The sequence below is a fragment of the Prosthecobacter sp. genome (assembly GCF_044236155.1).
Taxonomy (GTDB): domain Bacteria; phylum Verrucomicrobiota; class Verrucomicrobiia; order Verrucomicrobiales; family Verrucomicrobiaceae; genus Prosthecobacter.
In genome coordinates this window covers 45604-65427 of sequence record NZ_JBIIHA010000016.1, presented here as the reverse complement: position 1 = coordinate 65427, position 19824 = coordinate 45604, and the positions used below count along the sequence as shown (strand labels likewise).

Genomic DNA, 19824 nt, shown 5'->3' with positions numbered 1-19824 from the left:
CCAAGCTACTTTTTTGGCTACTTTTGCTCATAGCCCTTCTTCTTCGGCAAGGCCTCACGATCCGGCGGCGGAGGTGGCTCGATGCCGTTTGCCTTCATGATGTCGCCGATCGCCGCGATGGTGGGCACGCTGGGCTTGAAGTTCCCGGGACGAAAACCCTGCGCGATGAGCAGCGGCGTCCAGCCGCGATCGTTCTTGCGGTTCCACGTGTCGATCTTCGCGCCTTTGGCTGCGAGCAGTTGCGCGACCTTTGGCAGGCTCTTGTATGCCGCGCCGTGCATGGCGGTTTGATTCTTCTTGTCCACGACGTTCACATTCGCGCCGAGGCCGATGAGATACTCGCAAGCGGCCACGCATTCGTCCTCGGTGCCTGCTTCCTCATCCGGCGCATAGCAACCGAGACCCGCGGCGGCCATCAGCGGCGTAGAGCCATCGGCGTTCGGCTTGTGCGGGTCCGCGCCGAGCTCGAAGAGCAGCTTCATCATCTCCAGATCGGCATTTCGACAGGCGAGCAGAAAAGGAGTCGCCCCGTTGAAGTTGATCGCGCCAAAAGCCTTTGCCCTCGCGTCGGGGCCGAGCGTGGCATCGACCTTTGCGCCCGCCTTCACGATCTCGCGGAGGAAGTCAAGGCTGCTCAGCTTGCCATGCGTGTCCGGCGGAGGCTGGCCTGCCTCGTCGTCGCCGTGAGGCGGTTTGCGCACCCAGGTGAGCGTGTGCAGCGCGGTGAAGCCGTTGCCCTGATCATTCGGATCGGCTCCGGCGCGGATGAGATCCATCGCCAGCTCGAAGTGACCATTCTCCACGGCCAAAAGCACCGCGCTGGTGCCATTCGGCGCGTCACGGCCGCCGGTTTTCTCTTTCGTGTCGATCGCGTCATGCACGTCCGCACCGAGTTGAAGCAGTTTCTTCACCGCCGCCGTCTTTCCCTCGCGTGCGGCGAACAAAAACGCGGTGAAGCCCGAGTCGAGACGCTGATTGATCTTCGCCCCGCTCTTGACCAGCAACTCGATCACGTCCGCATGACCTTCCGCCGCGGCCCACATCAGCGCCGTCTGCCCTTTGCGATCATGCAAGTCAGTTCGCGCTCCGTTTTCCAGCAAGGCCTTGACCACGCCGACGCGCCCCGTGCGTGAAGCAACCATGATCGCCTCCTCGCCACCGCGTTGACTCACGTCCGCCTTCGCTCCGGCCTTCAAAAGCGCCCGCACGATGCGCTCGTTGCCGTTTTCGCAAGCGATCAGCAAGGGCGTGATGCCATAGCGATTCTTCTCGTCCGGATTGGCACCGGCGGAGAGGAGTTTTTCGATCACCTCGGCCTTTTCGTGATACGCCGCCCAATGCATCGCCGTGGCGCCATCGGCTTGCGTGGCATTCACATCGGCTTTGGCGGTGAGTTGAGCGGAAACCGCGGACCATTCCTGCTTTTCGGCGGCGGTGGGAAGATCCGCGAGCAGCGATGTGGTGACGCAGAGGCATGCGAAAGTAGCTTGGGCTTTAGCCCAAAGGGTTCGGGGAAGTTGGGCTGAAGCCCAAGCTACTTTTGGTCGCGTCTTCACAGCACCTCGATGATTCCGCTGCTGTCGCCGAACTTGTCCAGCTTCACGTCGGCCTTGTCGAGCAGCGTGAGGTGCAGGTTGGCGAGCGGGATGGTTTTCTCGTTTCGCAGGTGGCGGTTGCCTTTCACGCCAGCACTCGCGCCACCGGCAACGATGATCGGGAGGTTCGTATGGTCATGCACGTTCGGATTGCCCATGCCGCTGCCGTAAAGCAGCAGCGTGTGGTCGAGCAGCGTGCCATCGCCTTCCTTCACGGCCGCGAGCTTGGCGAGGTATTCGGCGAAGAGGCTCACGTGGAAGGCGTTGATCTTTGACATGCGTTCGATCTTCGCGGGATCGTTGCCGTGATGGCTGAGCGGATGATGCGGATCGCTGACGCCGATCTCGGTATAGGTGCGATTGCTGGTCTCGCGAGCGAGCTGGAAGGTGATGACGCGCGTGACATCGCTCTGCATGGCGAGGAGCTGGAGGTCAAACATGAGCCGCGCATGCTCCGCGTAACTCGCGGGCACGCCGCTGGGTCGCGAGAGATCGGGTAGCTCGTTCTCCGCGACCGCCGCCTGCGCCTTTTCGATGCGACGCTCGACTTCGCGGATGCTTTCGAGGTAATGATTCACGCGATCGCGATCCTGCGGGCCGAGCTGCTTCGCGAGCCGCTGCATGTCGTCCTTGATGAAGTCGAGCAAACTCGCGCGACGCTTCAAAGCGGCCTCGCGGTCGGCTTTGCTGCCGCCATCGCCAAAGAGCTGCTCAAACACGAGCCGCGGATGCGCCTCGGCGGGCAGCGGCGTGGTGGGCGAGGACCAGGAGAGGTTGTTTTGATACACGCAGGCGTAGCCGTTATCGCACTGGCCGACGACCTGCATCAAATCCATCGCGAGCTCCAGCGACGGCAACTGCGTCTGCTGCCCGATGGCCTTCGCGGCGATCTGATCCGCCGTGGTGCCGTTGTAGTAGTCGCTGCTCTCCGTGTGCTTCACGCGGGCGGCGCTGAGGAAGGAGGCATTCGACGTGGCATGCGTGCCGGGATAAGCGGGCTCGAGTTCGAGATTGGAAACGACTGTGCAATGCTGCCTCACCGGCTGCAGCGATTTCAAAATGGGCGAGAGCTGATCGAGCGTGTCCGTCTTGCCGAGATTCCAACGCGACTGATCGCAACCCATCGGGATGTAGATGTAGCTGAGACGTTTCGCGGGTTGTGTGAGGCGATTGGCGGCCGTGGCGGCGGGCACCATCGCATCCAAAAACGGCAGCGAGAGCGTCGCTCCCACGCCCCGCAGCAAGGTGCGGCGGGAAAGGGCTTTGCGGGTGGTGAAAGTGCTCATGCGGGGTGAAACGGCGTGATGGGTGAGAAACTGACAGAGTAGGCAGAAGAATCCGGATTGGATCATTCTTTTGCCCCCATTCTTTTGCCTTCATCTCCGGCGAATACAGGACTGGTGACGATACCGACAATGATCTCGCTGAACTTCCAATCGTTCGCTTTCGCGCGGCGGACGATCTTTCTCACCGTTGGACGATCACTTGCTTCAAGGCCGCGACCGAGGGCATAGACCAAGAGCTTCTCAGTCAAAGCGGTGACGAAGAGCTCGGGGCGCTTCAGCAGCGCCTCTTCAAGTCCGGCCACGCCATCGAACTCGCTGCCATCGGCGAAGCCGCCGCGGGCATCGGCTTCGGCGCGCCAGCGGCCGATGGCGTCGTAGTTTTCCAAGGCGAAGCCGACAGGATCCATGAGGTTATGACAACTGGCGCACGCGGCCATCTCGCGATGTTTGGCGAGGCGTTCGCGAATTGGGAGGCTCTCGGAGATTACGCCATCGAGCGCGGGCACGTTCGGCGGCGGAGGCTCGGTGGCGAGCAGGTTCTTCAAGATCCAATGCCCGCGAATCACCGGCGAGGTTCGCGTGGCATAGCTGGTGACGGTTTGAATGCTGCCTTGCCGCAAGAGGCCGCCGCGTTGCCACTCGGGCGTGAGTTTGACCTCGCGAAAACGGCTGCCGTGAACATGCGGGATGCCGTAGTGAGCGGCGAGACGTTCATCGAGCCAGGTGCGATCCGTGCGCAGCAGCGCGAGCACGCTGCGGTCGTTTTGGATCACATCGGTGAGGAGCAGGCTCGTCTCGGTGCGCAGGGACTCGCGCAGGTTGTGATCGAAGTCGGGGAATAGCCGCGCATCCGGCGTGATGGCCTCCAGATTGCGCAAGTAGAGCCATTGATCGGCGAAATTGGTCACCAACGACCTCGACCGCGGATCACGCAGCATGCTGCGAGCCTGCGCCTCGACATCGAGTGGATGCTGCGAGAGCAGTTCATCGTCCGGAAGGCTACTCCAGAGGAAAAAAGCCAGTTTCGAGGCCAAAGCGGCATCGTCGCCTTTTTCCTCGGTGCGGAACAAAAACTCGCGACTGACCAAAAGGGCCGCCAGAGCCGATTCGATGCCTTTTTCGAGCGAAGCGGCCTCGCGCACGAAAGGCATCAATCGCTCCAGATCAGCCTCCGTGACCTCACGACGCCATGCACGACGCAGAATAGGCTTCAAGATGGCCGCCGCATCGGTTTTGCCCTCGCCGAAGATCAATCGACGACTCGGCGTGTCGCCCGCGCCTTCGGCCTTCAGCGGGCCGGTGATGGTTACTTGATACACGGCCGGGCTGAGCCGCGGATGACGATGCAGGTTGTAGCTCGACTTGTAGGGCTGGCGCAGCCGCTCCAGCACCGGCGATCCATTCGGCAAAAACGTCACGCCGAGGTCATGCTGACCACCTGGCACATGAAACCGCGCTTTGAGATGCGCGTCGATCTTCTCGTAGTTCTTGTCTTTGGCTGGTTGGACCGTGAACTCGCCCTTCACCTCGCGGTCGAGCAGAATTTGCAGCTGATGCTGGCCATTCATGCCCTCGACCTGCTCGTTGCGGTCGCGTTGCAGCCGCACCTGCACTTCGTATTCGCCACTTTGCGCGAAGACTTGCTTCACCAGCACGCCTCCACGCGTGCCGAGCGGCAATCCCGGCACATGATACTCTTGCGTGATGTCCGGCCGCACCCGCACCGCCGTGATCTCCGGCTCGGTTGATGTGCCCACCGCCTGCCGCGCGATCTTCTGCGCTGCCGCGATGTAGCGATCCAGCAAGGCCGGTGGCAAATCGCCGACCGTCACGTTGTCAAAGCCATGGCTGATCTCGTCCGTCGGAAACGCCGCCTTCGCATCAAACTCGACCGCCAGCAGATCACGCACCGCGTTCTGATAGTCCGTCCGCGTCAAACGCCGAAACGTCGGCCCCGCGATGCGTTGGGTCGGTTGAGCATCGAGTTCCTTCGTCAAGGTAGCGATGAGTTCATCGTAGCCCTGCTCATCCGGCCGCTTCTTGCCGATTGGCGGCATGTGGCGGGCATTGAGCTGCTTCACGACTGCTTCCCAAGTCTCCGCGTGCTTGCCGATGTCCTCCGAGAGGATCGCATCGAGGTTCACGCCACCTTTTTTCGCATCCGCATCGTGGCAGTTGATGCAGTAACGCTCGATGGCAGAGAAAGTAGTTTGGGCTTTAGCCCAATCTGGAAAGCAAAGGAGAATGAAAAGAAGATAGCGCATTAGCTGCCTTGCTGGTTGAGTTGGTCGATGTGGGCTTTGAAGACTTGGGCTGAAGCCCAAACTACTTTTCCCAACCCGCAGGCGTATTCGCCCTCGCGCAAGCCCGCCTTGATGGGATTCTCCGCGATGTAACGCCGATAATGATGCATCTGTGCTTCGCTGCGCACGAGGTGATCGTAAGGTTCCGCCTGCCAGAGCGTGCCACTGCGTCCCAGATGCTTGTTGATGGCGCTGGCGCTGCCGCCTTTCCAATGACGCACGACCTCGCCCAGAGTTTTGCCCGTTGGCGTGACCAAGGCATGGAGGTGATTCGGCATGACGGTCCAGGCATCGAGCTCGCACGACTCAGCGTCGAGCGAATGCAGGCGATGGATCAAATGCTCACGCAGCTCAGGGCGGCGCAGATGGCATTCGCCATGGCCATGGTCCAGCCAGGTGTGCCAGCGGGCGGTGAACGTGGTGTGAAACTCGTGACGCTCGGCCTCGGGCAGGGAGTCCAGTTCAGTCATGTCGTTCAGACCATGGTTTTGCAGCCAGATTTGACGTTCTTGGTGCCATTGCTTTAGCTTTTCCTGCGGCATCGAGTCCGCCAGCCGCGAGGTGATGAAATACATCTTCCCCTCCTGACGCCAATGCGGCAGATGGCCGTGATGAGCGTGGATGTCTTCGCTGGGGTTGAAGTATTTCGGCATGGGAAAAGTAGTTTGGGCTTCGGCCCAATGGTTTCAGAAAATTGGGCTGAAGCCCAAACTACATTTTTAGAGGCCCCGTGCTGTCCGCAAACCGCTCCTGCTTCACGCCGGCCTGCTGCGCCATGGTGAGCCAGAGATCGGCGAGGGGGCGTTTGCCTTCGTAGTGGAAGTGGCCGCGCTGCCAGCCGCCGCCGGCGATGAGGACCTGGAGGTCGGCGTAGTTGTGCTGATCGCCATCGCTGATGCCGCTGCCCATGACGAGCGTGGTGCTGTCGAGCAGATTGGTGGCTTTCAGACGCTCGATGACATGCGCGTAGAACTCCACGTGGAAGCGGTCGATCTTCGCCACGGCGGCTTTGGCTTCGTCGCCTTTCGTGTGGGTGAGCACGTGGTGGTTTTGCGGCTTGTCGAAGAGGCCGTGAAACAGGCGCGGGCTGTCCCATCGCTCCGGATCAATGACGAGCGTGGCCACACGGGTGAGATCATTTTGAAAGGCGAGCACGAAAAGCTCCGCCTGCAGCCTCAGGTAGTCGCCACGCGTCTCCGGAATGCCCGCAGGCTCCGCGATGGGTGGCTGGCGCATCTGTTTGGCGATTTTCTCTGCACGCTGGATGCGGCTCTCCGTGGCGCGGACACTTTCGAGATACTCACCGAGCTTTTCCTGGTCATCGCGGCCGAGACGAGCATTCAGAGCCTTCGCATCGGCGAGCACGGCATCGAGCACGCTGCGTGTCGCATCGCCATCCGGCTTGCCAAAGAGGCGCTGAAAGACGGCACGCGGATTCTTCTCCACATTAGCGGCGTAACCCGGCGCATACCACGAGATGCATTCGTGATAGCGCGTCTCCTTGTTGTCGGTGTGGTCGTTCGTGCTGAGTTCCAGCGAGGGCAAAAGCGTGTCCGTCCCGATTTGCCGCGCGATGACTTGATCGAGCGTCGTGTTCGTCGGGAAACCACCATCCAGCGTTTCCTGCGGCGCGGAGGAGGTGAGCCAGCACGATCCGCACTGCGCATGCACGCCCGTGCCGCCGACAAACTGCCGGTCGAGGCCCGTGACAAGCGTGACGTGATCCTTCACGCCCGCCAGCGGCTGCAAGCTGGGTGTGAGTTCCCAATCGAACCCCGTCTTCTTCGGCAGGAACGCCGCTTGGTTGTAGCCGTTTGGCGTGTAGATGAAGGCAAAACGTCGCGGCTCGACGGCTGCGGCGCGTGCGAGGCTTTCAAAGAACGGCAGGCCAAAGGTCACGCCAGCGGCGCGGAGAAAGTGACGGCGATTCATGTTACGGGCGGACATGGGTGAAGGGATAAGATTTGGCAATCTCGACCACCACGCGGCTGAGCTTCCAGCCATCGGCTTTCGCGGCGTTTTCGATCTGTTCGACGACCGGCATGTCGTAGATCCGCAGCTCGCGACCTAGCGCGTAGCTGAGCAGGTGCTCGATGAAGCCGCGCGTGAACTCATGCGGCTGTTTCGCGAGGATGGCCTTGTATTCTGCGGGTCCATCGAAGGCCGTGCCATGCCACTCCGCACGCGCATCGACTGGCTGCGAGCCATCTCGATCACGCCACGCGCCGATGGCATCGAATCGCTCCAAAGCGAAGCCCGGAGGATCGAGCCGCACATGGCAGGAGAAGCACGCGGGTTTGTCGCGATGCTGCTCAAAGCGCTCGCGCACGGTCTGCGGCGTGGATTGCGTGCCGGGCTCGTCTTTGAGCGCGAAGGCCACCTTTGGCTCTTGCGGAGGTCGATTGAAAAGCGTCTCGAGCAGCCAGGCGCCGCGTTTCACCGGACTCGTCCGCACCGGCAGCGAAGTGACCGTGAGCGGCCCGGCCATGGTCATGTAGCCGCCGCGGCGCGAGTCCTTCAACGGCACGCGGAGCCACTTCGCGTTCTGTTTGGCGTCGATGAGCACGTTGCTGTTGGTGGTTTTGGCGAGTGTGGCCGTGTCGATCTCGTAAAGCTTCGCGAGGCGTCCATTGAGCCAGGTGTAGTCGGCGGCGAGCAGGTCGAGGATGGCGCGATCTTCGACGAGCACGGTTTCAAAGAGCAGCAGCGCCTCCACGAGCATCGAGGCATGCAGCGTGACCTTGCCCTGGGGACCGCTGTAGAAGCCTTTGAAGAGCTTGGGGTCCGGTTTCGCGGTCATGAGCTGGTCCAGGCGCAACCACTGCGTGGCAAAGGACTCGCTTAACTCACGCACGCGCCCATCGCGAAGCATGCGACGCGTCTGCGCCTCCAGCACAGCCTCATCGCTGAGGTCCGTATGCAGCAGTTCATCATCCGGCGGTGCCGACCACAAAAAGTAAGCGAGGCGTGAGGCAAGCTCGTGATTGGCCAGTGGCTTCACCGCGCCGCGACCCACACCGGCCTCGCTGAGATACAAAAACTCCGGCGAGGCCAAAACGGCAGCTACCGCGGCCTTCATCGCCTCTTCAAAGGGCAGATCGCGATCCAGCGCATCGTCAAAGACCTCGACGTAGCGTTCGACGGTCTTTTCATCCAGCGGGCGACGAAACGCACGCGTCATGAAGCCTGCGAGACGCTCGCGTGCCGCGGCGCGTTTGGCACGCGTGGACATTTTTTTCTCCGGTTCGGCCACCGGTGCCGTGGCGACGGCGGTGGCCCCATTCGTGAGAAAAGCGAGATCATCGAAGAGCACGTAGTTTCCACTGAACTTCGAGCCATCGAGCGTCAGACGCATGATGTGCTCGTTCCTCGGTGCCCGGAAGGCAAAGAAGGTATTCCCCACGCCCTCGCCCGTGATGAGCGTATGCGCGAGCGCCGAACTACCGCCGCCGGTGAAGTGCGCGGTCAGCGTGACCTTGCCGGATTCCTTCGCGCGACTCAACGCGCAGACCGCCAGTTCGGTGATGCCTTCATTCGCGGCACCGTTTTCGATCGCCAAATCGAGTGTGAGCACTTTCTGCTGCTTTTCGTGGTTCGTGAAGAGCGATTCGCCCGAGGTCTCGCCAGCGGTCGAAAAGCCCGCGACCCACAAATCCTGCGGCGAGGTGATGCGCAGCGATTTGGAGCCAAAACGCACGCGAATCGGCTCCCCAGCCTTCACCACGGTGCTGCGGCCGGATGCATCCCACACGCCGCCGGTGCCCTCTGCGACCGCCGTCTGCATCGCGAAGCGAAATTGGTAATCCAGCGTCGAAACCGCGCCGTCCTTGGCTTGAAACGGCAGATTCAAATTCGGCGCGAACTCCTTCGAGGCCGTCCATGTGTTCGGCTCCTGCTCGTCGGCCACCGGCTCGGCTTTCATCGGCGTGGATGGATCATGAATGAGCGCTCGGAAAACGGCACTGAGCTGCGGCAGCTTCGGGCTGCTGACAATGTCTCGCGCCGCGCTCAAATACTGCTCCAGCAGCATCGGCGAGAGGTTCATCGCCTCGCCGCGATTGCGAAAGCCATGCTCCGCGCGGTTTTCACCCGGCAAACCCAGCTCCGGCAGCAGAACGGGATACTTCAGCCCATACTCACGCACCGACACCTCGACGACTTCGCCGAGCGAGCCCTTTTGCGGCTGAAAGTAGGCTTTTCCCGAAAGCGGCAACCGCTCTGGAAACATGAACACATCCATCGGCAGCTCAAAGAGGTCCCGCACCGTGTTGTTATACTCCAGCCGCGTCAGCCGCCGCAGCACCGGATTCCCCGGATCAGCCACACCCAGCTCCGCATCAGGCCGCGACGCGATGTCCATGATCCACGCCATGAGTTCGAGACGCTGCGCCTCCGTCGGCTGCGACTTGTCCTTCGGCGGCGGCATCTGGTGCGACTCCACCTTTTCATAAACCGCCCGCCACACCTCCCGATCCCCCATCACCGCCGCCTCATCCGTGAAGAGCGAGAGATCGAGACCGCCTTTCTTCGCTTCGCTGTCATGGCAATCGAGACAGTGCGTGTCAAGAAAGCCGCGGAAGTCAGCCGCGCTGCTCCAAACAGGGATCAAAATTGCGACCGCTAGCAGGTGCCTCATGGAAGCGTGGAAAGCTCGAAATGTGCGACCGTCAGGCCGGTGTCCCGCTTGAACGAGGACAGCAAAAACGACGTGACGATGTTCCCGACTGGCGAGGGATGACGCAATCGCAAATGCGGGCGATGATCCACCGCTTGGAACCGGGAAATGGGAATCTCGACGTCACACCAGCCATCCGCATCCGGGCGGAGCTCATCGCGGCCGATCTTGCACTCGAAGTTACCGCCAAAGCCCCCTGCGGGTTGGTTCGTGAGCAGCATGAGCTGCAGCGGTGCGATGTCGTCTTGCCTCAGGCGGTAGCGGATGATGCTTTTCTCCGTCACGGCCAGTGCGAGCGGCGGACTGAGATAACTGGTGCGCACGGACACGCCGAAATGGCTTACGACAGCGCCGTCCTTTGTTTTTTGAGCCACATACGGGCTGGCGAGAATGCGACCACCCTCGGGAGTGTCATGCCAGATGCCGCGCCAGATCTGCGGAGGCACAGTGGAGGAGAAGTCAAAACGCCAGCGCGTCAGCGGCTCCGGCGTGACGGCGGGATTAAGCTTCAGGCTGCTGTTCAGCGAAGCCACGGCGCACGACTGTGCGGGCACGTCGATGGATGTGCCGTCCGCAAGGCGCTTCAACTTCACGAGGCCTTCATCGACCTTCAGCAGCGTGTCATCCGGCCGCGCCGACAGATTGAACGTCGTGCCGATGACCTCCGCCTCCGCGCTGGGCGTGCGAACGAGCATCGGATGTCCATTCGGCTGGGGCTCCACTTGCGCGGAGAGCGAGCCTTTGCGCAGGACGAGGAGTTTTTGTCTCTCCTCGGAAAACGAGAGCTCGGACTCGCCCGTCAGCGACAGGAGGGTGCCGTCGGCGAATTGAAGCTGGGCGCTGGTGGTCTCACCGAGCGTTTCCAGCGTGCCCTCCGGGAGCTTTTCGCCCGCGCTGACATTCACGCGCATTTCGCCGCCATGATTCCACACGACCGTGCCGGAGGAATCGATAAGCGTCAGCACTGGAGCATCGCGGCGTGCCATCCACAGCCATCCGCTTGCCGCCAGTAGCGCGATCGAGGCCGAGAGAGCGAGCCAGGACGTGGACGCGCTACGTTTGGCTGGAAGGCGTGGTGAGGCAGCAGGCGGGCCGGTTTCACGCTGGCGCGCCATGTCGCCCATGGTCACTGCCTGCTCGGCGATCTCGCGCAGATGCCCGCGCAGGTCCGCGTCATCGCGCAGGCGCTGATTGAGCTCCATGTGCTCCGCGGTCGTGAGAGTGCCGTCGAGCAGGCGTTGAATGAGAAGATCGTCGTTCATGCGGGGGAGAGGCGTTCATCGACACACTTTTTCAACTGGCGGTGCAGGCGCGAGAGGCGCTGATAAATGGCATCGATGCCCGCGCCCACACGCTCGGCCACTTCCTGGCAGGAGCGGCCTTCAAAGTAGCGCAGTTCGAGAAGTTCACGCGACTTGGCCGGAACACCGGCCAGGCAATCGCGCAACGCCTCCATGCGCGCGCCTTCCGGCTGCGCGGTCTTTGTCTGCCAGTCGTGATCGAGCAGGTCCAGCACATCCGGCTCCAGGCCCAGGGTCTCGTTTTTGCGCTTCCGCAGCCAGTCGATCGCTTCCCGCTTCGCCGAAACGGTCGCCCAGGACAGCAGCGCTCCCACATGTTCAAATGTGGCGCCGCGCGTGACCGACTTCAGAGCGATATTTTGGAAAATGTCCTCCGCCGCCTGCGCATCCCGCACGATCAGCCACGCCGCAGCGCTGAGACGCTGACGCGCCGCAAAGAGCTGACGGAGGATGGTTTCGTGGTCGAGAGGCATGAACCATTCCGCAACGTTTCAAGGGTGGGATTCCTGACAGCGCGATGGATGAATGCTGCGGGCTGCCCCGATGCGTGCATGGGGCGCACGGGATTGTCACCTGTCGGAGGCCTGGAAATGGCAAACATTGGCTGGCTTGGGAAACAAGGGTGCAATCATCTTGAAACAGAGGATGTCCTGCGGCATGAGCTTCGCTCCCCACTTCCAACCATGTCCGCCGAACGCAAGACCCTCGAAGAACGCGCCCAGATGTCTGATATTGACCGTCTGCGGCACTCCTGTGCCCACGTGATGGCCACCGCCATTCTGCGCCTGTGGCCGAACGCCCAGTTTGCCTACGGTCCGCCGGTGGAAAACGGTTTCTACTACGACTTCGACCTGCCGGATCACCGCATCACGCCGGATGACTTCGAGAAGATCGAGGCGGAGATGAAAAAGATCGCCAAGGAGAACCAGAAGTTCGAGTGGAAGGGCGTCACCCGTGAGGAAGCCATCGCGCTGGCAAAAAGTGGCCGTCTCGGCGGCCTGAGCGAGCGTCCGGGCAATCCGAGCACCTTCAAACTCGACCTTTTGGAAAAGATTCCCGAAGGCGAGCAGATCAGCACCTTCACCAACGGCGACTTCATCGACCTCTGCGCCGGACCGCACGTCGGCTACACCTCGAAGTGCAAGAACGTGAAGCTCATGTCGGTCAGCTCGTCGTTCTACATGGGCGACGAGACGAAACCGCAGCTCCAGCGCCTCTACGGCACCGCGTTCCCGAGCAAGGAAGAACTCGACGCTCACCTCGTGCAGCTCGAAGAGGCCAAAAAACGCGATCACCGCAAGCTGGGCCGCGAATTGAAGCTCTTCCACATCGACGAGGACGTGGGCCAGGGCCTCATCCTCTGGACGCCGAATGGCGCGACGCTGCGCCAGGAGCTGCAAAACTTCATCAGCGAGGAATTGCGCAAGCAGGGCTACTCGCAGGTCTTCACGCCGCACATCGGCAAGACGGTGCTCTACAAGACCAGCGGCCACTTCCCTTATTACAAGGACAGCCAGTTTAGCCCCGTCATCGAAAACGACGACCTCAGCAAGATCATCAAAGAAGGCTGCGGCTGCTGCGAGATGATGGAGCGCCTCGGCGCCGTCTCCGCGAAACTGCGCAGCCAGCTCAACGAGCGTGCCGGCACCGAAGTCGTGACCGAGGACCGCGTGTTGCCCGACGACAAATTGCTCGATGGCTTCCTCCTGAAGCCGATGAATTGCCCGCACCACATCAAGATCTTCGACAGCCAGCCGCGCAGCTATCGCGACCTGCCGGTGCGCCTCGCCGAATTCGGCACGGTGTATCGCTGGGAGCAAAGCGGCGAGCTCAATGGCATGACCCGCGTCCGCGGCTTCACGCAGGATGACGCGCACCTTTTCTGCACCGAGGAACAGGTCGCCGCCGAAGTACTCGGCTGCCTCTCGCTCGTGAAAATCGTGCTCAACACCCTCGGCATGCACGATTACCGCGTCCGCGTCGGCCTTCGCAATCCCGACAGCAGCAAGTTCACCGGCGATCCCGCCAAGTGGGACGCAGCTGAAGATGCCTGCCGCAAAGCCGCCGCCACCCTCGGCGTGCCCTTCACCGAAGAACCCGGCGAGGCCGCCTTCTACGGCCCGAAGATCGACTTCGTCATCAAAGACGTCATCGGCCGCGAATGGCAGCTCGGCACCGTGCAGGTCGATTACGTCCTGCCCGTGCGCTTTGACCTCAGCTACATCGGCCCGGACAACAAGCCGCACCGCCCCGTCATGATCCACCGTGCGCCGTTTGGCAGCATGGAGCGCTTCTGCGGCGTGCTCATCGAGCACTTCGCCGGTCACTTCCCCGCCTGGCTCGCCCCTGAGCAGGTCCGCGTGCTCACCATCAGCGAAAAGAGCGACGAATTCGCCAGCGAAGCCCTCAACCAGCTCAAAGCCGCCGGCCTCCGCGTCACCCTCGACAACGCCGCCGATAAAATCGGTGCCAAGATCCGCAACGCCCAGCTCGACAAGATCCCCTACATGCTCGTCATCGGCGAAAAAGAAGCCGCCGCTCAATCCGTGGCCGTCCGCCACGCGAAACGCGGCGATCTCGGCGTGAAGCCGCTCGCGGATTTCGTGACTGAGATCACAGCTGAGGTGAAGGAGCGCAGGCTGTAGCCGCAGCCGGGGTGCAAAATCAAGAAACCTCACTCACCACGCCACCAGGAGCGCCACGTCGGACGGGCGCGCTGTTCGCGTGGTGTCACCTGGGGCGCGGGCGGAAGTCCTGGAGTTGAAGGGGGCGAAGTTGTTTCTCCGTCGGGCGAAGAGGGCGCGGAATGAACTGAGGGGAAGTGCGGCGTGAGGGGACGGCTTTTGGCGACGACGGACGCCTGAGTGGGGGCCCGCGGGCGCAGCACGATTTCAGCCTCAATCACGGCCTTGGATGAAGCTTCCTGAGCGGCGACGGGCATGGCGACTGCCAGTGGTGGGTCCGCAGTCGCAGGAGGCGGCTGCCAAGGATTGTGCGTCGTTGCGGTGAGCGGCGGATCAAAGGATGCCTCGCCAAGCTCTGCGAGCTGAACTTCGATTTCCTGGACAGGCTCGTGCACCACCTCTTCCACTGGAGCCTTGATCGAATCCGGAGGCTCGATCTCGACCACGGGCATTGAGGGTGTGAGATGCACGACGGGCGCGGGCGGAGGAGCCGGGACTTCGATTTCGTCTGGAAGCACGGCGCCTTGGAACACCGGAGCGGTGAAAACGAGCGGTGCCGGGGATTCGCCAATGCTGGGAAGGGGATCAATGCCCAGAATCCATCCCGAATCGGCGGCTGGGGAGGGCACGGGTTCTTCAAGAGCCTGCAACGTGAGAGAATGAGGCTCCTGAGCTATGGGCGAGGCCTGGCGTGGCGCAGGCTCCGCCAGAAGCGCGACATCCGGGGGAAGGACAGGAGATGCCGCCTCCTCATCATCGAGCAGAAACGCGGGCGGCACGTAGGTTTCCTCGGGAGGAGGAAGGTGGACTGCGGCAGGAGTGGGAAGATCAACGATGGCCTCCTCCGCCTCACGATGGATTTGCTGTTCGAGCCACTGCCGGACTTTTGCCCGAGAGGGGGCTTCTACTGAGGGCGGCTCCGCAGGCACATCAGCGACTTCCCGGGTAGTGGAGCGGGGTGCGGAGTTGACGTGGATGCCTTTTCTCTGCTTCAGCAAAGCCAGCGCGGTGGCTCCAGCCGCGAGGACGAGAGGTGCTTTGGGCAGGCGCGAGGCAAGCACTCCACCCAGCGCCGTGGCGGTGAGAATGGCGAGCGCACTGGGCGGTTGGCCGGGGCGCGGTGCGGAATCGGTGGGAATGCCCTCTGAAGCCGTGCTCATCCGTGAATTGATGATGCTAGTTCATCACGCGGAACACGGCAAGATGCATCTGACCGCGGAAGCCAGATCAGCATTACGCGCTTCATTTGTTGGCATCGCCACCGCTGGCGGCCGCGAGCGCGGCCTCCTCGGGAGGGAGGAAGGCTTTGAAGCGGTTTTTGTCGATGGCCTTCATGTAGGCCTCCATCGGGGTGACATAACCGTCACGAAGCTTCTGCCAGATGGCCTCGTCCATGAACTGCATGCCCTGGGCTTTGCCACCGATGATGACATCGTAGAGTTTTTGTGTGGCACCCTCACGAATGATCGCGCCGACAGCGGGGTTGGAGACCATGATCTCGTTCACGGCGGCGCGGCCTTTGCCGTCGGCCTTTTTCATGAGGAGCTGGGCGACGACGCCCTTCAGCGAAGCGGCCAGCATGGTGCGCACCTGGCTCTGCTGGTCGGAGGGGAAGACGTCGATGATACGGTCAACGGTTTTGCGCGCGTTGTTCGTGTGGAGCGTGCCGAACACGAGCAATCCCGTCTCCGCTGCTGTCAGGGCGAGCGAGATGGTTTCCAAATCGCGCATTTCACCCACGAGCACGATGTCCGCGTCCTCGCGCAACGCGGCGCGGAGACCGTCGGCAAAGCTTGGCGTCTGGATGGGCACCTCACGCTGGGTGATGATGCTCTTCTTGTTCCGATGCACGAACTCGATCGGCTCCTCGATCGTGATGATGTGGCGGCGGAAGTTGGTGTTGATGTAGTCGAGCAGGGCGGCGAGCGTGGTGGATTTGCCTGATCCGGTGGGGCCGGTGACGAGGACGAGGCCGCTGCGCATGTGGCCAAACTCCTTCACCACAGGCGGAATGCCAAGCTGTTCAAGGCTGGCGATCTTGGTGGGAATGATACGAAAAACGCAGCCGTAGCCGTGCTGCTGGCGCAGGTAGTTGCAGCGGAAGCGGTTGTCCGCGTCCATCTCGTAGGCGAAGTCGAGATCGCCTTTTTCCGCGTAGCGCTCCCAGGCGCGCGTGTCGCAAATCTCGCGCATCATGGTTTCCATAAGGTGCTTGTCGAGAATGTTGTCGGCGATGGGTTTGATGCTGCCGTGGACACGCACTTTGGGCGGCTGCCCCTGGCTGAGGTGCAGGTCGGAGCCACCGAGCTCGATGAGCTTGTGAAAGTATTGATCGATGATTGGCATGTGAAGTTTGCGGTTCGCTGTTCTCTCAGTTCGTCGCTGTCGCGGCGGAGGGCGCTTAGGATTCGAAGAATTTGCGCATGATGATCTTGTCCTCGGCGCGGGATTCGCACTCTTCGCGGCTGATCTGCCCGCTGGCGTAAAGATTCCGCAGCGCGTCGTCCATGGTGACCATGCCGACGCCTTTGCCGGTCTGCATGACGCCGGCGAGCATGAAGGTTTTGCCCTCACGGATGCAGTTGCCGACGGCGGGCGTGTTCACGAGCACCTCCAGCGCCATGACGCGTCCATTGCCGTCGATTCTGGGCACGAGCTGCTGGGAAAGAATACCACGGAGCGACTCGGACACCATGATGCGGATCTGGTCGCGCTGGTCGATGGGGAACACATCGAGCACGCGGTCGAGCGTGCGTGCGGCGCTGCCGGTGTGCAGCGTGCCCAGAACCAAGTGGCCCGTTTCCGCTGCCGTGATGGCGAGCTGGATCGTCTCCAGGTCGCGCATTTCACCGACCATGATCACATCCGGGTCCTCACGCAGGGCTCCGCGCAGGGCGGCGGCGAAGGATGCGGTGTGGGTGTGAACTTCACGCTGGTTCACATGGCAGCCCTTTGGCTCGATGATGTACTCGATCGGGTCTTCGAGCGTGATGATGTGGTCCTGGCGTTCCGCATTGATGGAGTCCACGAGCGCTGCGAGCGTTGTCGATTTACCGCAGCCGACCGGGCCTGTGACGAGGATGAGGCCGTTGTGGAAGCGGGTGAGCGTTTTGACGGTGTCAGGCAGGCCAAGTTCTTCGACGGACTTGATCTGCGTCTTGATGACACGGAAGACCATGTCGATGCCGAGGCGCTGTTGCACGACAGAGGAACGAAAACGTCCAAATTCTGGCGAGTATGCGAAATCGACGTCTCCACGGGCTTCGAGCTGTTTGATCTGCGCCTCGCCAAGAAAGCCATACGCCAGCCGGCGGGCATCCTCAGGTGTGATGATGGCGGCGTTGTCCCAGATTGGTTGGAGATTCCCGTAGCGGCGCCAGACAGGTTGAGCACCGGTGGCGAGATGCAGATCTGACGCGTCATACTGCATGCAAAAACGCAGGTAGTCGTCAACAGAACCTAAAACGGGAAGAAGATCTTGAGGAGGAGGGTTGGTGTCTGACATGAAGAGAGAGGAGCGCTAGACTGTTCCCGCATCCGGGTCGTTCGGAGAAATTTTCTGACGGAGGAAGGACTCAAACATCTGCGCGCCATAATCGAGCAGAGTTTTGCGACCAAGGGACAAAAAGGGCGCCAGCAGCAACGCGAAAAAGCCGCGATTCTTAGCGGCGGCGGCGAAGTTGCCACGTCTGCCGCTGGAACGGAAAAGCTGGGTCAGGGTCAGGCCGGCCAGAGCCATCCCGCCGATCCAGAGCGAGCGATGTTTCTCGAAACTGCGCGTGAGGATGGCGCGCGGCGTCCACTCCTCGGCCGCCTGCGTGGCATGATGCGCCATGGAGGCGCGCGCGGCCTCCAGATCCCGCAAGACCTGCTGCTTCGGGGTCAGTTGTTCTTGTTGCTGGCGAGCCATTCGCGATCGCGTTGGAATTGATTGAAGGTCTCCTCGAAAAGCCGCAGGCCGCGCAGCCTGGATTTCAGTCCGGCGAGGAAAAGCAGGCCGAGAAAGAGATGAATGGCCCCTCCGGCCAGCGCCACACGGGTCCAATGCCAGCCATTAGACTCGGCGATGATCCAGACCAGCGCCGGCGCTGCGAGCATCCAGCCGATGATCAAGGCGGTGAGAGCCGCCATGAACATGCCGGTCAGGTTTGAAAGCCGTGCTCCTGCCTCCTGGCCCTCGATGTGAAGCAGTCTCCCGCGAGCTTCGAGGTACAGGCCCACGGCGCGCAATAATCCTGATGCGCTGGCGCGTTCCTCGGAGGCGGGCGGCTTGCCTGGAGTCATGGGGCGGATGCGCGGAGGTGCGCTCAACGGCGCAGGATGGAGCCGACCACAAAACCGATCCCAAAAGCTGTCAGCAGGGCCTGCAGCGGTTTTTCACGCGCAAATTTTTCCGCTTCAGCCCGCAGGTCGGCGTAACGCTCGCGTGCCTCGGTGAAGGTATGGTCGGCAAACTCGCCGGCCTTTTCCTTGAGGTCCGTGGCTTTCTGCTCGGCGGTGGTGCGGAACTGCTGGGCGCGGGTCTCGGCGGCTGCGCGAAATTCCGTGGCCTTTTGCGCGGCGGCGGCACGCAGTTCCTCGGCTGCTTTCATGGCGCTGGCCTTGGCCGCTTGAAAGGGATCATGCGGGGACACGGCGCCAAAGGCGGATTCTGCGGCTGGGTTCTCAGTCATGGTGCGAAAAGGATGGGTTCTTTGCCGTAACGTCATCGCGCATGAATGCGCACGACCTTGCGGCTTTGAATAAAGACGGTTCCGCGATTATTGGCGAGGGGAAAAAAGCGGTCCGCTGATTTCTCTTTCAGAGCGGCCGGACGGGTGTTCGGGCGGTGATTTTGCGCATGGCGGGCTGGTGTCTCCGCCGGGCCATCAACAGCGCCTGCTGAAGAGTCGCGTTCTGTCTTTTTGCGGCGGCGATTTCCGCCCTGGCGGCGCTTAGTTCATTTTCAAGAGCCTGCACGCGCAGCGTTTCCATCGCGGGGAGGGCCGGGAGCGAGGGCGTCGGCACTTTGGTCATTCCCGCAGGCTTCTGGGCGGCGTCGATGTCCGGCACGGATGCAACCGGTACGGGCGTGGCGGCCAGCTTCGCCTCCAGCTCCTTGATTTTGGCCAGGGCATTGATCAAACCTGCTTCCTGGACGCTTTCGAGCTGTTTCTGGGCATGCTGGCGGCTCTGCTCGGCCTGGAGCAAACGGTGGGAGAGGTCGGAGCGGAACGCGTCAAACTGCCGCTGAATTTTCGCGCGCCATGACATCGCGTCATGGTGGATGGCGGTGATCTCGACCTGCTGTTCCAGCGATTGCTTCTCCATCTTCACGAGTTCGCCGCGCATGCGGCGGTTGGAACCCGCCAGCACCCAGACACGGATCAACGCGATGATCAGCAATCCTCCAATGATGCAGAGACCCAGGAGCATTAGCTGAACATCATGAGGCAAATCCTTGTGCATAGCGCCTGTATGCAGCAGATGTTGTTCCAAATCAAACATCCGCGCGGTGCTTCGCTTTCGCGAAATTTTAACGAGGGTGGTTCGAATGCCCTCCCACGATCAAGAAAGAGAAATAGACGGCACTGGAAGCACGGTTTTCTCTGCTGATGGCTCTGGTTTGGGAGGTGCCGGCGCGTCTTTTTCGATCTGTTGCTGCTTTTGCTGAATGTCCTGGTAGCGCTGCTCGGATTCAGCGAGGCGCTTGGAAAACTCGGCGCGGAATGCGTCAAACATCCGCTGGATCTCGCCGCGCCAGGCGTTGGAATCCTGCCGCACCGCCAGAATTTCCTGATGCTGGGTGAGAACCTGTTTCTCCATTTTGGAGGTGCTCTCTCGCAGGCGACTGTTGGTGCGCAGGAGAAAGATAATCCTGACCATCGCGATGACCAGCAGGCCGCCGACGATGCAGAGCATGAGTTTCAGCGTCGGTGGGTCGAGCGAAATTTGGGGAAGAGTCATAAAAGAGAACTGAGCAGTTATCATTCCATAAATC

Annotated in this window: 17 protein-coding genes; 1 reads left to right on the top strand and 16 read right to left on the bottom strand. The window is 61.6% G+C overall.

Translation table 11 applies throughout. The features are described from left to right. Positions 1-17: 17 nt before the first annotated feature. From ACILSE_RS14630 to ACILSE_RS14595, 8 genes are all read right to left on the bottom strand, one after another. A complete protein-coding gene (locus ACILSE_RS14630; RefSeq protein ID WP_395718150.1) occupies positions 18-1556 on the bottom strand; it encodes an ankyrin repeat domain-containing protein in 1539 nt (512 codons plus the stop codon). Then, a complete protein-coding gene (locus ACILSE_RS14625; RefSeq protein WP_395718149.1) occupies positions 1553-2881 on the bottom strand; it encodes a DUF1552 domain-containing protein in 1329 nt (442 codons plus the stop codon). The genes ACILSE_RS14630 and ACILSE_RS14625 overlap by 4 nt, the downstream gene beginning before the upstream one ends. A gap of 62 nt (positions 2882-2943) precedes the next feature. Beyond that, positions 2944-5145: a DUF1592 domain-containing protein gene (locus ACILSE_RS14620; RefSeq protein WP_395718148.1), complete on the bottom strand. Its 2202-nt coding sequence runs from the start codon at positions 5143-5145 to the stop codon at positions 2944-2946. Next, positions 5145-5837 carry a transposase gene (locus ACILSE_RS14615; protein ID WP_395718147.1) on the bottom strand — a complete coding sequence of 231 codons (693 nt, stop codon included), beginning with the start codon at positions 5835-5837 and terminating at the stop codon, positions 5145-5147. The genes ACILSE_RS14620 and ACILSE_RS14615 overlap by 1 nt, the downstream gene beginning before the upstream one ends. 58 nt (positions 5838-5895) lie before the next feature. Next, positions 5896-7131: a DUF1552 domain-containing protein gene (locus ACILSE_RS14610; protein WP_395718146.1), complete on the bottom strand. Its 1236-nt coding sequence runs from the start codon at positions 7129-7131 to the stop codon at positions 5896-5898. Beyond that, complete coding sequence (locus tag ACILSE_RS14605) at positions 7118-9820, bottom strand: DUF1592 domain-containing protein (RefSeq protein WP_395718145.1); 2703 nt, start codon at positions 9818-9820, stop codon at positions 7118-7120. Before ACILSE_RS14605 ends, ACILSE_RS14610 begins: the two co-directional genes overlap by 14 nt. Further along, positions 9817-11121, bottom strand: a complete 1305-nt coding sequence (locus ACILSE_RS14600) for a FecR domain-containing protein (RefSeq protein WP_395718144.1) — start codon at positions 11119-11121, stop codon at positions 9817-9819. The genes ACILSE_RS14605 and ACILSE_RS14600 overlap by 4 nt, the downstream gene beginning before the upstream one ends. Continuing rightward, the gene (locus ACILSE_RS14595) at positions 11118-11633 is read right to left on the bottom strand and encodes an RNA polymerase sigma factor (protein WP_395718143.1); all 516 of its coding nucleotides are present in this window, start codon (positions 11631-11633) and stop codon (positions 11118-11120) included. The genes ACILSE_RS14600 and ACILSE_RS14595 overlap by 4 nt, the downstream gene beginning before the upstream one ends. A 210-nt stretch (positions 11634-11843) precedes the next feature. Between ACILSE_RS14595 and thrS the strand changes: the two genes are divergently transcribed. Beyond that, entirely contained in the window at positions 11844-13805 is a 1962-nt protein-coding gene (gene thrS / locus ACILSE_RS14590; RefSeq protein WP_395718142.1) for a threonine--tRNA ligase, read from the top strand. A 29-nt stretch (positions 13806-13834) separates the two neighbouring features. On the opposite strand, the gene ACILSE_RS14585 is transcribed toward thrS, so the two are convergent. The 8 genes from ACILSE_RS14585 to ACILSE_RS14550 all read right to left on the bottom strand — a co-directional run bounded on the left by ACILSE_RS14585 (position 13835) and on the right by ACILSE_RS14550 (position 19745). Then, positions 13835-15004, bottom strand: coding sequence for a hypothetical protein (locus tag ACILSE_RS14585; protein ID WP_395718141.1), 1170 nt, complete (start codon positions 15002-15004; stop codon positions 13835-13837). 82 nt (positions 15005-15086) lie between these two features. After that, positions 15087-16190 carry a type IV pilus twitching motility protein PilT gene (locus ACILSE_RS14580; protein WP_395718140.1) on the bottom strand — a complete coding sequence of 368 codons (1104 nt, stop codon included), beginning with the start codon at positions 16188-16190 and terminating at the stop codon, positions 15087-15089. Positions 16191-16245: 55 nt separating this feature from the next. Continuing rightward, positions 16246-17349: a type IV pilus twitching motility protein PilT gene (locus tag ACILSE_RS14575; protein WP_395718139.1), complete on the bottom strand. Its 1104-nt coding sequence runs from the start codon at positions 17347-17349 to the stop codon at positions 16246-16248. 15 nt (positions 17350-17364) lie between these two features. Continuing rightward, positions 17365-17754 (bottom strand): hypothetical protein, encoded by a 390-nt coding sequence (locus ACILSE_RS14570; RefSeq protein ID WP_395718138.1) that lies wholly within the window; start codon positions 17752-17754, stop codon positions 17365-17367. Further along, the gene (locus tag ACILSE_RS14565) at positions 17727-18128 is read right to left on the bottom strand and encodes a phage holin family protein (RefSeq protein ID WP_395718137.1); all 402 of its coding nucleotides are present in this window, start codon (positions 18126-18128) and stop codon (positions 17727-17729) included. The genes ACILSE_RS14570 and ACILSE_RS14565 overlap by 28 nt, the downstream gene beginning before the upstream one ends. A gap of 23 nt (positions 18129-18151) precedes the next feature. Then, positions 18152-18517: a hypothetical protein gene (locus ACILSE_RS14560; RefSeq protein WP_395718136.1), complete on the bottom strand. Its 366-nt coding sequence runs from the start codon at positions 18515-18517 to the stop codon at positions 18152-18154. A gap of 127 nt (positions 18518-18644) precedes the next feature. After that, positions 18645-19259, bottom strand: a complete 615-nt coding sequence (locus ACILSE_RS14555) for a hypothetical protein (RefSeq protein ID WP_395718135.1) — start codon at positions 19257-19259, stop codon at positions 18645-18647. Positions 19260-19391: 132 nt separating this feature from the next. Then, the gene (locus ACILSE_RS14550; RefSeq protein WP_395718134.1) at positions 19392-19745 is read right to left on the bottom strand and encodes a hypothetical protein; all 354 of its coding nucleotides are present in this window, start codon (positions 19743-19745) and stop codon (positions 19392-19394) included. Positions 19746-19824 lie beyond the last annotated feature (79 nt).